This is a genomic window from Melittangium boletus DSM 14713 (assembly GCF_002305855.1).
GTDB lineage: Bacteria > Myxococcota > Myxococcia > Myxococcales > Myxococcaceae > Cystobacter > Cystobacter boletus.
In genome coordinates, this window is the sequence record NZ_CP022163.1 from 4,524,477 (window position 1) to 4,536,697 (window position 12,221).

At 66.4% G+C, this 12,221-nt stretch carries 12 protein-coding genes; 7 read left to right on the forward strand and 5 right to left on the reverse strand.

All coding sequences use genetic code 11. The features are described from left to right. Positions 1-3 precede the first annotated feature (3 nt). Genes MEBOL_RS19065 through mtnC form a run of 3 tightly spaced genes read left to right on the forward strand, consistent with a single transcriptional unit; the run spans position 4 to position 1,846 of the window. Positions 4-624: a methylthioribulose 1-phosphate dehydratase gene (locus tag MEBOL_RS19065; RefSeq protein ID WP_095978781.1), complete on the forward strand. Its 621-nt coding sequence runs from the start codon at positions 4-6 to the stop codon at positions 622-624. Further along, positions 621-1,163 carry a 1,2-dihydroxy-3-keto-5-methylthiopentene dioxygenase gene (locus MEBOL_RS19070; protein ID WP_095978782.1) on the forward strand — a complete coding sequence of 181 codons (543 nt, stop codon included), beginning with the start codon at positions 621-623 and terminating at the stop codon, positions 1,161-1,163. The genes MEBOL_RS19065 and MEBOL_RS19070 overlap by 4 nt, the downstream gene beginning before the upstream one ends. A gap of 5 nt (positions 1,164-1,168) precedes the next feature. Then, entirely contained in the window at positions 1,169-1,846 is a 678-nt protein-coding gene (mtnC, locus tag MEBOL_RS19075; protein WP_095978783.1) for an acireductone synthase, read from the forward strand. 20 nt (positions 1,847-1,866) lie between these two features. Here the strand turns inward: mtnC and MEBOL_RS41275 are convergent, their stop codons facing one another. The 4 genes from MEBOL_RS41275 to MEBOL_RS19095 are packed head-to-tail and all read right to left on the reverse strand — an operon-like array spanning position 1,867 to position 4,506. After that, the gene (locus MEBOL_RS41275; protein ID WP_157775242.1) at positions 1,867-2,304 is read right to left on the reverse strand and encodes a hypothetical protein; all 438 of its coding nucleotides are present in this window, start codon (positions 2,302-2,304) and stop codon (positions 1,867-1,869) included. Then, positions 2,301-3,014 (reverse strand): hypothetical protein, encoded by a 714-nt coding sequence (locus tag MEBOL_RS41280; RefSeq protein WP_157775245.1) that lies wholly within the window; start codon positions 3,012-3,014, stop codon positions 2,301-2,303. Before MEBOL_RS41280 ends, MEBOL_RS41275 begins: the two co-directional genes overlap by 4 nt. Positions 3,015-3,022: 8 nt before the next feature. Further along, complete coding sequence (locus MEBOL_RS19090) at positions 3,023-3,454, reverse strand: hypothetical protein (RefSeq protein ID WP_095978786.1); 432 nt, start codon at positions 3,452-3,454, stop codon at positions 3,023-3,025. Next, positions 3,451-4,506 carry a hypothetical protein gene (locus MEBOL_RS19095; RefSeq protein WP_218920927.1) on the reverse strand — a complete coding sequence of 352 codons (1,056 nt, stop codon included), beginning with the start codon at positions 4,504-4,506 and terminating at the stop codon, positions 3,451-3,453. Before MEBOL_RS19095 ends, MEBOL_RS19090 begins: the two co-directional genes overlap by 4 nt. A gap of 357 nt (positions 4,507-4,863) precedes the next feature. Here MEBOL_RS19095 and MEBOL_RS19100 point away from each other — a divergent pair, with 357 nt between their 5' ends. From MEBOL_RS19100 to MEBOL_RS19115, 4 genes are all read left to right on the forward strand, one after another. Continuing rightward, positions 4,864-6,789: a potassium transporter Kup gene (locus MEBOL_RS19100; RefSeq protein ID WP_095978788.1), complete on the forward strand. Its 1,926-nt coding sequence runs from the start codon at positions 4,864-4,866 to the stop codon at positions 6,787-6,789. 49 nt (positions 6,790-6,838) lie between these two features. Next, positions 6,839-8,167, forward strand: a complete 1,329-nt coding sequence (locus MEBOL_RS19105; protein ID WP_095978789.1) for an AAA family ATPase — start codon at positions 6,839-6,841, stop codon at positions 8,165-8,167. Further along, positions 8,164-8,907, forward strand: coding sequence for an HNH endonuclease family protein (locus MEBOL_RS19110; protein WP_095978790.1), 744 nt, complete (start codon positions 8,164-8,166; stop codon positions 8,905-8,907). Before MEBOL_RS19105 ends, MEBOL_RS19110 begins: the two co-directional genes overlap by 4 nt. Positions 8,908-9,201: 294 nt before the next feature. After that, positions 9,202-11,385 (forward strand): HYR domain-containing protein, encoded by a 2,184-nt coding sequence (locus tag MEBOL_RS19115; protein ID WP_170115544.1) that lies wholly within the window; start codon positions 9,202-9,204, stop codon positions 11,383-11,385. Between the two features lie 13 nt (positions 11,386-11,398). Here MEBOL_RS19115 and MEBOL_RS19120 read toward each other — a convergent pair whose 3' ends face one another. Further along, positions 11,399-12,139: a metallophosphoesterase gene (locus MEBOL_RS19120; RefSeq protein WP_095978792.1), complete on the reverse strand. Its 741-nt coding sequence runs from the start codon at positions 12,137-12,139 to the stop codon at positions 11,399-11,401. Positions 12,140-12,221: the final 82 nt, after the last annotated feature.

Below are 12,221 nucleotides of genomic sequence, written 5' to 3' on the forward strand. Positions count from 1 at the left end.
GCCATGGACCGCACGCGGGACGTGGATGTCCGAGCCGGGGAGCTGGCCCGCGCGGGACGCTTCTTCTTCGAGCGGGGCTGGGTGCCGGCCACCGCCGGTAACTTCTCGGCCCGGCTGGACGAGCGCCGCGTGCTCATCACCGCCTCGGGGCGCCACAAGGGCGAGCTGGACGCGGACGGGTTCCTGGTGGTGGGCCTGGACAACGCGCTGTTCACCCCGGACCGCAAGCCGTCCGCGGAGACGGCGCTGCACCTGCTGCTCTACCGGCGCGAGGCGGGCATCGGGGCGGTGCTGCACACGCACTCACTGCCCGCCACGGTGCTCTCGCGGCTGAGTCCCGGCGGGGTGGTGCTCGAGGGGTATGAAGTGCTCAAGGCGCTGCCGGGCGTGGTGTCGCACACGGCGCGCCTGGAGGTGCCCGTCTTCGGCAATGACCAGGACATCCCCCGGCTCGCCCAGCGGGTGGAGCGCTTTCTCGGCGACCGGCCAGGCACGCCTGGCTTCCTCATCGAGGGCCATGGCCTGTACACCTGGGGGCGGACGGTGGAGGAGGCGCGGCGGCATGTGGAGGCGTTCGAGTTCCTGTTCGCGTGCGAACTGGAGATGAGGAGGTTGAGCAGATGAGCGAGCTGAGGGTTTTCGACGAGGGGGACGCGAGCCGGGCGCTGGTGCACACCCGGGATTTCGACGCCATCCAGCGTGAGCTGGACGCGGTGGGCATCCGCTTCGAGCGCTGGGAGGCGCGCCGTCCGCTGGCGCCGGGAGCGAGTCAGGAAGAGGTGCTCACGGCCTACCAGGACTCGGTGGAGCGGCTGATGAAGGAGCGGGGTCTGCGATCGGCGGACGTGCTCTCCATGCTGCCGGACAACCCCCAGAAGGAGGCGGCGCGGGCGAAGTTCCTGCACGAGCACACCCACAGCGAGGACGAGGTGCGCTTCTTCGTGGAGGGCCAGGGCCTCTTCAGCATCCACACGGCGGGGCGCGTCTTCTTCGTGCTGTGCGAGAAGGGAGACCTCTTGAGCGTGCCGGATGGGACGCCGCACTGGTTCGACATGGGCCCCCAGCCGCGCTTCACCGTCATCCGCCTGTTCACGGACACGGCGGGCTGGGTGGCGAAGGCGACGGGCAACGACATCGCCGGGCGCTTCCCGCGCTTCGAGTGAGCCGCATGCCCCAGGCCATCGTCACCGACATCGAGGGCACCACCTCCAGTCTGTCCTTCGTGCACGAGGTGCTTTTTCCCTACGCGGCGAGGCACCTGCCCGCCTTCGTGCGGGCGCATGGTCAGGATCTCCAGGTGCGCCGGCTGTTGGAGGCAGCGCGGCAGATGGCGGGAGGTGGCCTGGACGACACGGGGCTGGTGGAGGTGTTGCTGCGCTGGATGGACGAGGACCGCAAGGTGGGTCCTCTCAAGGGATTGCAGGGCCTGTTGTGGGAGGAGGGCTACCGCCAGGGCCACTTCCAGGGTCACGTCTACGAGGACGCCGCGCGGTGCCTGCGCGAGTGGAACGCGCGGGGACTGCGCCTGTACGTGTACTCCTCGGGCTCGGTGCACGCGCAGATGCTGCTCTTCAGCCACACGCCCTTCGGAGACCTGACGCCGCTGTTCCGCGGCTATTTCGACACCGGCATGGGGGGCAAGAAGGAGCCGGCCTCTTATGAGGGCATTGCCCGGGAGCTGGGGCTGCCCGGTGGGGACATCCTGTTCCTGTCGGATGTGAGGGCGGAGTTGGACGCGGCGGCGGCCTCGGGGCTGCGCACCTGCTGTGTCATGCGGGGCGAGGGTCCCTCCGTGGACCCGGGGCCCCACCCGGTGGCGCGCTCCTTCGACGACATCGCGCCCTGAGCGGTGGGGCGCGCGAGGGCTCAGCGCTTGTTGCGGGGGACGGTGGGAGGGCGGGGCAATTGGTACTTGGGTCGCCGGAAGGGCCACGCCTCATGGGGGATTTCCTGGAACGAGACGGTGCCGCGCTCGCCCAGGGCCTTGCGCAAGGCGCTCTCCATGTAGTCCATCCCGTACACCTCCACTGTGAGGGAGGACGTGACGAACCGCTCCAGCTGACTGGGAATCCCCCAGGCGGGCTGGGTTTCCTCCTCGGTCTTCCAGACGTCCGCGGCGTCTTTCCAGGCTTGATCCACCGCCGTATCGGCATGGAGCCGAAGCGTGAGCTTCCCCGTAACAGGGACCCGGAAGCCAGGGGGGTTGTCGAAGAGATCGGAAATCTCTTTCCCACAATGGGTGCAGCGCTCTCGGCTCTCGGAGTTGTAGCCGCAATATTCGCAGAAGTATTGCTCTGCACTCACTCAGTTGTCTCCAGTCGTTTCCGGCAGTCCAACTGCTCCCGGCCATCGGCGCCGCACCACGAGGCACAGCCCGCATCGGGCGGACTCGCATCCGACAGGCGGGTTCCCTCGCACGCGTAGATCTCCCGGCCACCGCGTGCCTCACACGAGTAGGTCCAGCGCCCCAGCAGGCAGTCGCCGAGCGCACAAGGCGGGGAGAGCAGTGGCACCGGGCCGCAACGTCCGTCTCCGGGATAGCAGGGCTCGAGATCCTCGGGGGTGGGGAGCCCATCGGAGAGCCTGCGCACGGCCTCGGTGAGCTGATCCTCGTGATAGAGGCATTGCCGCCGGGGAGGGCTGCGCTCATCGAGTGCCATTTGCTCGGCGCTGGGCTCCTCCACGGGCTCCGCGTCTGGAAGGAATGGATCCTTCACCTCGCGGATGGGTGGAGGTGGCGGCTCCACTCGGGTGAGTCGCAGATGGCACCTGCCCTGGACACGACCAACCACTTCGTGGCGCGTCACCGTGTGGACCGAAGCACCAGAAACCTCGACTTGCTCCCGGTGGAGGATGGACGCCGGGGCACATACGCGAGCCCGGGCCATGAAGCAGTCAAGGTTGTCCGTGCAGTCCACGGGAGGCAGGGTGGATGGATCTCGGGGCGGGGACTTCTTGCAGGCGGACAGGAACAGGAGCAACGCCGAGAGGAAGATCCTGACGTGTAGAGGCATACGAAGGTTTAGCGCTTGTTGCGGGGGACGGTGGGAGGGCGAGGCAGTTGAGATTTCGGCCGGTGAGGCATCTGCTCATGGGGGAGTTCCTGGAATTCGACGGAGCCGCGTGCCCCCAATGCTTCACGCATGATGCTGGCCATGTAGTCGGCTCCGTACAATTCCACGGTGCTCGCGCTCGTGTGGAACTGTTCCAATTGGCTGGGTTTGTGAGGTCTGGTGACTTCCACCTTTGCTCGCCAGATCTCGGCCAGTTCCGTCCAGATTTGTTTCGCTTCCGTCCCATCGTGGAGGCGCAGGATCAATTTTCCCCAGAGAGGCGGGATGAACTGAGGCGGATTGTCGTGTAGGTCGGCGATGTATTTTCCACAGTGAGTGCAGCGCTCTCTGCTATCGGAGTTGTAGCCACAGTAATCGCAGAAGTATTGCTCGTTACTCATTCCGCGGCCTCCAGCCGAAATGGTCTTGCCATGGCGCCGTCCCTCTGCTGCATTTGCTGATAGGTCATGTGCTCCAGGGTCTGCGGATCGAAGATGACAACGCGGCCTGTAGGCGTTACCCGGCCGTAGACGACGTGCCTGTACCCGCCATCACTCCAGCGAGTGAAGATGGCGTAATGGCCAACAGGGGCCCCTCCGAGCATCGTCACGGGCTTGGACGTTGCCTTCAGGCCGGTCGCCTTCTCGATATACCGCAAGGATGCATCCACGTTGAATTGGCGTTCTCGTCCAGCGTACCCGAACAGCCGCTCCATCTCGTCCGCCGAGTACTTGAAGTAGCCCTCCAGACTGTTGCGGATGATGGTCGCGACACACGCTGTGCAGTTGTCGTTCCGGTCGGAGGGGTTCCAGACGTTCTCCCTGCCTGGGCGTTGCCCCTCCCGAGGCGCGCCGATGTGGGCTTGGGTGCGGAGCGCGGCATCCGCTGCCTCGTTACCCGCTACCCGCCGCAACTCGGCGTCGTTGGCGGCGTAGCGCGCGTGGAGGCCCCAGGGCTTCACGTGCTCCAGGACGTCGTCCACGGAGCGCAGCTTGCGCAGCAGGAAGGCGGCGCGGTGAATCGCAATGCCCCCCACCTTCACCACGACGTAGCCGCCGACGGGAAGGGCCACCAGGAGGACGAGGTCCTCCTTTCCGGTAGGCACCCCCATCATGCCGGCGATGAGCAGGGTGTTCTTGGCGTAATGCTCCGCTTCGCGCACTCCGGCGCGGTTCAACTTCCGAGCGTAGGCGCGGCCTTCGTACCAGGCCTCCGCCACCCCGGCGTTTTCTCCCTGGCGCAACTCGTGAAGCGCGCGGCGGAGAGAGGAAGCGAGAACGACACGCTGTTGTGCGTGGTGTTCCTCGCTGCCGTCCTCATGGCGGGAGTCGACTTCGTCCAGGGACTGGTGGAGCGACTCCAGGCGGGAGGCCGACAGCAGCCCCGCCGAATGCAGGCGCACCATGTCGAGGTAGAGCTCCTCGACGGAGGCCGCCGCGTCGATGTCGTACACCCCGGCGGCGCCGTCGGAAGGGATGGACTCGTTCACCGAGCCACAGCCCACGAGCGCGGCCATGAGCAGCGGCGCGAGAACCGGTTTCCATGAAGACAGGGCACTCCTCCTGGCACGTAGGGACGAGCGCATGGGACGTCGTGGGTCCGACATCACCCAGGGCACCGCTTTTGTGGAGCCGCGCGCGATCGTTCGTCTGGACGGTTCGCGCACATCCCCTGGGACAAGACGGCTGTCCAGCTCCACACGGGGCGTGCGCCGCTGCTCCTCCTACTTCCAGTCCTACTGGAATCGAGACGGGTGGAGGGACCGCAAGTAGCTGTTCCCGGGCTCGGGTTGGGCTAGAGGAGGCCTCCTATGACTGACTCCCCTCCCTCGTTGACCTCCATTCCCTCGGTGCCCCAAGGGCCTGATGGCCGCAAGCCCCGTGTGGCCGCGCTGGCGGTGGGGGCCTTGGGAATCGTCTTCGGGGACATCGGGACGAGCCCGCTGTACGCGCTGCGCGAGTGCTTCACGGGCGAGCACGGCGTGGCGCCGACGCACGACAACGTGCTGGGAGTGCTGTCGCTCATCTTCTGGGCGCTCATCATCGTGGTGTCGGTGAAGTACGTGGTGTTCGTGATGCGGGCGGACAACCGGGGCGAGGGCGGCATCCTGGCGCTGATGGCGCTCGCGATGCAGCGCCAGCGGGGCGAGGAGGTGAAGGTGCGCCCGGTGGTGGTCACCCTGGGCCTGTTCGGCGCGGCGCTCCTGTATGGCGATGGGCTCATCACGCCGGCCATCTCCGTGCTCAGCGCGGTGGAGGGCCTGAGCGTGGCCACGCCCCTGTTCGAGGACTACATCCGGCCGCTGGCCATCATCATCCTGGTGGGGCTGTTCCTCCTTCAGCGCCGGGGGACCGCTGGCATTGGCGCCATCTTCGGGCCCTTCATGGTGGTGTGGTTCCTGTCGCTCGCGGTGTTGGGCATCAAGGAACTGGTGATGTACCCCTCCGTGCTGGGCGCGCTGTCGCCGGGCATGGGCGTGCGCTTCTTCCTGGAGAACCGCGGGCACGGCTTCCTGGTGCTCGGCGGGGTGTTCCTGTCGGTGACGGGCGGCGAGGCGCTGTACGCGGACATGGGCCACTTCGGCGTGAAGCCCATCAAGTGGGCGTGGTTCACGCTGGTGCTGCCGTCGTTGATGCTCAACTACATGGGGCAGGGGGCGTTGCTCTTGCGCGACCCGCACACCGCGCGCAACCCCTTCTTCCTCCTGGCGCCGGACTGGGCGCTCTACCCGCTGGTGATCATCGCCACGGGCGCGGCGGTGATCGCCGCCCAGGCGCTCATCTCCGGGGCGTTCTCCATCACCCAGCAGGCCATCCAGCTCGGCTACACCCCGCGCCTGGAGGTGGTGCACACCTCGGCCGAAGCCCAGGGGCAGATCTACCTGCCGGGCGTCAACTGGGCGCTGCTCGTGGGCATCATCCTGCTGGTGATGGGCTTCAAGTCGTCCACGAACCTGGCGGCGGCGTACGGCATCGCGGTGACGACGACCATGACCATCACCACGGTGCTCGCCTACGTGGTGGCGCGCGAGCGCTGGAACGTGTCACGCGCGGTGGCGCTGCCCATCGCCGGGGTATTCCTGCTGGTGGACCTGTCCTTCTTTGGCGCCAACGCGGTGAAGATCGCCGCGGGCGGCTGGTTCCCGCTGGTGCTGGCGCTGGGCGTGTTCACCCTGATGACGACGTGGAAGCGGGGCCGCGACATCCTGGCCACGCGGCTGCGCGCGAGCAGCATGCCATTGCAGCAGTTGCTGGGCAGCTTCGGGGATCATCCGCCGGTGCGGGTGCCGGGCACGGCCATCTTCATGACGGGCAACCCCGAGGGTACGCCGCCCGCGCTCCTGCACAACCTCAAGCACAACAAGGTCATCCACGAGCAGGTGATGTTGCTCACCATCGCCTCGGAGGACGTGCCGCACGTGCCGCCGGAGGAGCGGGTGGAGATCATCCGGCTGGAGGAGGGCTTCGTGCGGGTGATTTCGCGCTACGGCTTCATGGAGAACCCGAGCATCCCGGACATCCTCAAGCGGGCGCGTGAGAAGGGGTTGCAGTTCAACCTGATGGGCACGTCCTTCTTCCTGGGCCGCGAGACGCTGATTCCGAGCAAGAAGCCCGGGATGGCGATGTGGCGGGAAGCGCTGTTCGCGTGGATGAGCCGCAACGCCCGGAGCGCGACGTCCTACTTCCGCATCCCCCCCAACCGCGTGGTGGAACTGGGCGCGCAGGTGGAGTTGTAGCTTCTGGGTTGTGGGTGAGTGAGAGTATTTAGCGTAGGAGGTCGACCCCATGTACATCAGTAAAATTTGGCTGAAGAACATACGAGGGTTCGGCGACGGAGACCTCCACGTCGAACTCGATCTGCGTCGGCCTGACGGAAGCTTCTCGGGTTGGACGGTTCTGGCCGGGCGTAATGGCGCGGGAAAATCGACCTTATTGAAAGCGATAGCGCTCACGGTCGTGGGGACGAACTCCGCCCGGTCCTTGCAGCAAAGTTTCTCAGGCTGGATTCGGCATGGCCAGAAACAAGCGTATGCGGGATCCATGCTGGTTTTTGATGAAAATGTAGATGGATTCGTTGGTCGTGGAAGGCGCCCTCCTTCCGAGTTCTGGACAGGATTGGCTTGGACTCAATCGGATTCAGGTCCAGAGCCGAGCATGGCGATCGGAGAGGGCCACAAGTCCGCCTCGGAGCGCGGCCCCTGGTCTGATAATCCCGCGGGCTGGTTTATCGCGGGGTATGGGCCCTTTCGTCGTCTCTCTGGCCATGCGTCCGACGCTCAACGCTTGATGGTGGGGCCACCGAGGTTGGCGCGATTGGTTTCCCTCTTCCGGGAAGATGCCTCGCTGGTGGAGAGCATCCAATGGCTCAGGGAACTTCATTTGCGGCGCTTGGAAGGACGGGGAGGGGCCGAAGAACTCTTGGAAGGGGTGTTGGATTTACTGAATAACGGTTTGCTTCCCGATTCCACCCGGGTCGCGAAGTTCGATTCAGACGGCTTGTGGGTGACTCAGGGAGGCGTCACTCTTCCCATCCAGGATCTCAGCGATGGTTACAGGACGATGGCCGCTCTGGTGATGGATCTTGTTCGTCAGATCCATGATGCGAGCCAAGGACTGAGTATCGTGCATGAAAACGGTCAGTGCCGTGTTCCATATCAGGGAGTGGTTCTTATCGACGAAGTGGAACTGCACCTGCACGTCTCATGGCAACGGCGTGTTGGTTTCTGGTTGAAAGAGCATTTCCCGAACATTCAATTCATTGTGACCACTCACAGCCCCTTCGTCTGTCAGGCGGCGGACCCAAATGGGTTGATCCGGCTTCCCGCGCCTGGTGAGGGTCGTCCTGTCACGCATGTGTCGGAAGATTTGTTCAAGACCGTGGTGAATGGCACCGTGGATGAAGCTGCTTTGACCGAGTTGTTTGGTCTGGAGCATGTTCACTCGGATGCGTCCGAGAAGTTGCGCGAGCGTGTGGCCCGGTTGGAGTCGCGTGTGCTCGAAGGCATGGCCAGTCCCGAGGAAGGCGAGGAACTCGAGCGGCTCGCCGCACAGCTTCCGAATACGGGCAGCGAGCTCGTGGACAGAGCCGTGAGGAAGTTCGGGCTCGACAAATGAAGAAATTGGAACGTGAGACGCTCAGTGATTCGGCGGCGGCGTTTCTGAAGGAGCGCTCGGAGAAGGTGCTCGGTGCCGCGAGCCCGAGAAAAGAAGCGGAGCACTTGTGGGGGCTCAAGGAGAACCTTGCTTTCGAGGAGATCCGCACGAAGCTGCAATCCATGGCCACAGGACTTCAGCGCTGCATGTATTGCGAAGACAGCGTGGGCACGGACATCGAGCATTTCTGGCCGAAGTCGAAGTATCCCGAGCGGGCCTTTTCGTGGACCAACTACCTGCTGGCGTGTAGTGGGTGCAACAGCAACGAGAAGCGCGATCAGTTCCCTCTGGATGATGCTGGGTTGCCGCTGCTGGTCGATCCAACCAGGGAAGACCCGCGCACGCATCTGGTCCTGTCGGTCAGGACCGGTAAGTACAAGCCCAGGACGCACGAAGGGGTGGAGAGCCTCAAGGGGCAGTGGAGTATCAAGGTGTTCGGTCTGGACCGTGACATTTTGGAAAAGGGCCGGACGGACGCGTGGCATACCATTCCGGCTTTATTGCTGCGCTACGACGCTGCTTGCCAGCAGGAGAACTGGCTGCTCGCGCTTGCTGTGCAACGGACTCTCTGCCGCACTCCTTTCGCGAGCGTCTTCGTCTGGTTCCGAGACATCGCCGAGAGCACAAATGCGGCCCGGTTCATCGACGAACGATGCCTGCGCGTGCTGGAGCAGTACCCGGACATTCGCGATTGGCTCTGAACGCAGTTGCTCTGGTCTGCGCGTTTCTGGCCGCGACTGGGTAGTCCATGCTCGGTTCGCAGCGCGTCGTGTGTGGGAGCCTCTACTGGTGGACGGTAACGCCACCGCGTTCGTTGGGCACTCGACACATCACGCCCTCGCGAGGGCGGATTCGACGCTCGCCCGCTCCTCGGGCTGGGGAGGGAATCCCTACTGATGCCTCAATGCGTGGGAACTTGTTTGCCCACGTTGGGGAAAACCATGCTCCCACTGCCTCCGTCCGCTCGTTCTCCGCGTCTCCGCCCCTGGCTGGGGATGTCGGTGTTCCTCCTGACGCTCGTGAGCACCGTGTCCGGTTGCGGGGGCTACTACTATTACGAGGACGAGTCCTACTCGTCGCCCGGGCGGCCTGGGCATGGCCACTCGCCCGTGCCGGGCAAGGGCGACGTGCCGTCCTCGGGGGGACGTCCCAGCCCCACGACGCCGGACAGGCCGCCCGAGACGACTCCCACCCCCACACCGCGCGGCGGCTTCGTGGTGGTGACGGGCGATGACGCGGATGACCTCTGGCACTGCGAGGGCTCGGCGTGTGGTGGCCTCTACCCCGCGCTCTTCAAGGACGCGCTCGCGCGCTCTCGCTCGGGAGGCAAGGGCATCCTCGCCATCGGCGTGAACGACCAGCAGGCGCTCATCGCCTTCAACAGCTGGAACGATGCCGCCCAGGGCGGCCCTGGCGCCAAGGTCACCCACGCGCGCTCCACCGAGGACATCTCCCGCGTGGACTTCGCCCAGTACGCCTTCGTGTACCTGCCCTCGGCGGGCGAGCACACGCTGGGTGGCCTCACCGCGCGGCAGATCGCCACCCTCAACGAGCGCCAGGCGGACCTGGCCCGCTTCGTCAATGAGAAGGGTGGCTCGCTGCTCGCGCTCACCCAGGCGGGCGTGGAGGGCGGTTGGGGCTTCCTGCCGGTTCCGCTCACCACCCAGGACACCTCGTTCGATGTCGCCGAGCCCACCGAGGCGCTCCAGGCCTTCGTCCCGAGCCTGACCGCCGTGGACCTGAGCCACAAGTCCTTCCACAACGTCTTCACGGGGCCGAGCGGCTACTCGGGCCTCCAGGTGCTCGCCGTCAACGACGAGGCCTACCACCCGCATGTGGGCCAGCCGGTGATGCTCGGCGGTACCTCGGTGGTGCTCTCCGCCGAGGACTGCGAGGACGGGAAGGACAACGACGGCGACGGCCAGGTGGACTGGGAGGACACCGACTGCCACGTGTGCGGCAACGGGCACGTGGACCCGGGCGAGACGTGTGACGATGGCAACACGGTGAGCGGGGATGGGTGCGGCGCCACGTGCACCCAGGAGAACCGCGCTCCCGAGGTGACGTGCCGGGACGTCTCGGTGTGCACGGATCCGGGCGTGTGTGTCGCCACGAGCCCCAGCGGCATGGCCTCGGCGGTGGACCCGGATGGAGACGCCATCTCCTGGGACGCGCATCCGGTGGGGCCCTACGCTCCGGGCTCGTACGGCGTCTGCGTCACCGCGTCGGATGGCCAGAAGCAGGACTCGTGCTGGTCCGACGTGACGGTGCGCGACTGCGAGGCCCCCACGCTCACGTGCCCGGCGGATTTCCAGGTGGAGTGCTCCGCCGAGGGCGTGGCGCTCGTGCAGCCTCCCGAGGCGAGTGCCCGGGACAACTGTGGCCCCGCCCCGGTGGCGCCGCCCAAGGCGACCGCCCTGCCGCTCGGTGCTCACGCGCTCACCTACACGGCGACGGACTCTTCCGGCAACACGGCCACCTGCTCGACCCGGGCGCTCGTGGTGGACACGAAGGCGCCTGCCGTCTCGTGCCCCCCAGCCATCACCGCCGAGTGCACTGGCCGCAACTCCGCCTGGGTGAAGCCGGGCTCGGCGCAAGGCGCGGACAGCTGCTCCCCGGTGACGCTCAAGGGGCCGGAGGCGGACTTCTACCCGCTCGGCACCAGCACCGTGCGCTACACGGCGAAGGACACCTCGGGCAACGAGGCCTCGTGCACCTCCACCGTCCAGGTGGTGGACGAGACGCCGCCCGCGGTCACCCTGACGCCGCCCGCGCCCCTGTGGCCGGTGGATCAGGACTACCGCACCGTGCGCCTCGAGGACTGCATCACCGTGTATGACCGGTGCAGCGGTGGGCTCACCCAGACGGGCGCCACGGCGTCCATCTCCTGCGTGGCCTCGGATGAGGCCCAAGGCTCGGGCGCGCCGGACATCGTCTTCGTGGACGCGACCACCGTGAAGGTGAAGGTGGCGCGCCAGGCCGAGGGCGATGGCCGCGTGTACTCGGTGCACTTCGAGGTGCGCGACGCGGCGGGCAATCGGACCCAGGGCATCTGCCCGGTGGGCGTGCCGGTGGAGCGGGGCACGCCGGTGACCGACAGCGGCGAGCAGTGGCGCTCCTGCCTGTCCACCGACGAGGCCTCGCGGTCGTGGAAGCCGGTGGTGTCGCGGGGGCCGTAGCACCCCGGGAGGCTCAGGGCTCTCCGTCCAGCAGCAGGGGCGAGAAGCCCGCCGCGTCACAGGACGCCAGCACGTAGCGGATGCCGGCGCGCTCCCCGGTGAATCCCGCCGGGATGCCGCCCGCGTGCAGGTGCCCGTAGACGCACACCTTGGGCTGATAGGCCTCGATGGGCCCGAGGAACGCCGTGGGCTTCTCGTTGGCGTAGATGGGCGGGAAGTGCACGGCCACCACGCGGGTGAGGGGCGTGGGGCTCTCCTTCTCCTTCTTCTCCGCGTCGGCGATGGAGGTGGCCAGCCGCCGCGTCTCGCGCTCCACGTAGCCCGCGTCGCCGCTCTCGTCGCCCATCTCTCCGCCGGGCATGGGAGGCGCCTCGGGGGCCGTCCACAACCGCGTGCCGGCGATCACCCACCGGCCGATGACCACGGAGCTGTTGTGCAGGAAGCCCTCGATCGTCTTGTACGGCTCCAGGAGCCGGCGCAGCTTGGCGGCCGAGTCTCCCCACCAGTAGTCGTGGTTGCCGCGCACGAGCACCTTGCGCCCCGGCCGCTCGTCCAGCCACTTCAAGTCCTCCAGCACCTCGCTCGGGCGGGTGGCCCAGGAGATGTCGCCCACCACGAGCACCACGTCCTCGGGGCGCACCTTCTCGTCCCAGGCGCGCTGCAACGGCAGCGGGTGCTCCGTCCAACCGAAGCGGTGCATGTCCTTGTTGCGCGTGGAGGGCAGGTGGGTGTCGCCGATGGCGAAGAGACGCATGGATTCCTCCTAACCCAACCCGTCCCCGCGCGTCGTCCCCGTCGGTGGGCACTTCCCAACGCTTCCCTGGAACATGTTGGTA

Excerpts from the sequence above, each read along its gene's own strand:
- MEBOL_RS19065 (WP_095978781.1), top strand. The coding sequence starts at position 4 with ATGGACCGCACGCGGGACGTGGATGTCCGAGCCGGGGAGCTGGCCCGC.
- MEBOL_RS19070 (WP_095978782.1), top strand. The coding sequence starts at position 621 with ATGAGCGAGCTGAGGGTTTTCGACGAGGGGGACGCGAGCCGGGCGCTG.
- mtnC (WP_095978783.1), top strand. The coding sequence starts at position 1,169 with ATGCCCCAGGCCATCGTCACCGACATCGAGGGCACCACCTCCAGTCTG.
- MEBOL_RS41280 (WP_157775245.1), bottom strand. The coding sequence starts at position 3,014 with ATGCCTCTACACGTCAGGATCTTCCTCTCGGCGTTGCTCCTGTTCCTG.
- MEBOL_RS19090 (WP_095978786.1), bottom strand. The coding sequence starts at position 3,454 with ATGAGTAACGAGCAATACTTCTGCGATTACTGTGGCTACAACTCCGAT.
- MEBOL_RS19100 (WP_095978788.1), top strand. The coding sequence starts at position 4,864 with ATGACTGACTCCCCTCCCTCGTTGACCTCCATTCCCTCGGTGCCCCAA.
- MEBOL_RS19105 (WP_095978789.1), top strand. The coding sequence starts at position 6,839 with ATGTACATCAGTAAAATTTGGCTGAAGAACATACGAGGGTTCGGCGAC.
- MEBOL_RS19110 (WP_095978790.1), top strand. The coding sequence starts at position 8,164 with ATGAAGAAATTGGAACGTGAGACGCTCAGTGATTCGGCGGCGGCGTTT.
- MEBOL_RS19115 (WP_170115544.1), top strand. The coding sequence starts at position 9,202 with ATGTCGGTGTTCCTCCTGACGCTCGTGAGCACCGTGTCCGGTTGCGGG.
- MEBOL_RS19120 (WP_095978792.1), bottom strand. The coding sequence starts at position 12,139 with ATGCGTCTCTTCGCCATCGGCGACACCCACCTGCCCTCCACGCGCAAC.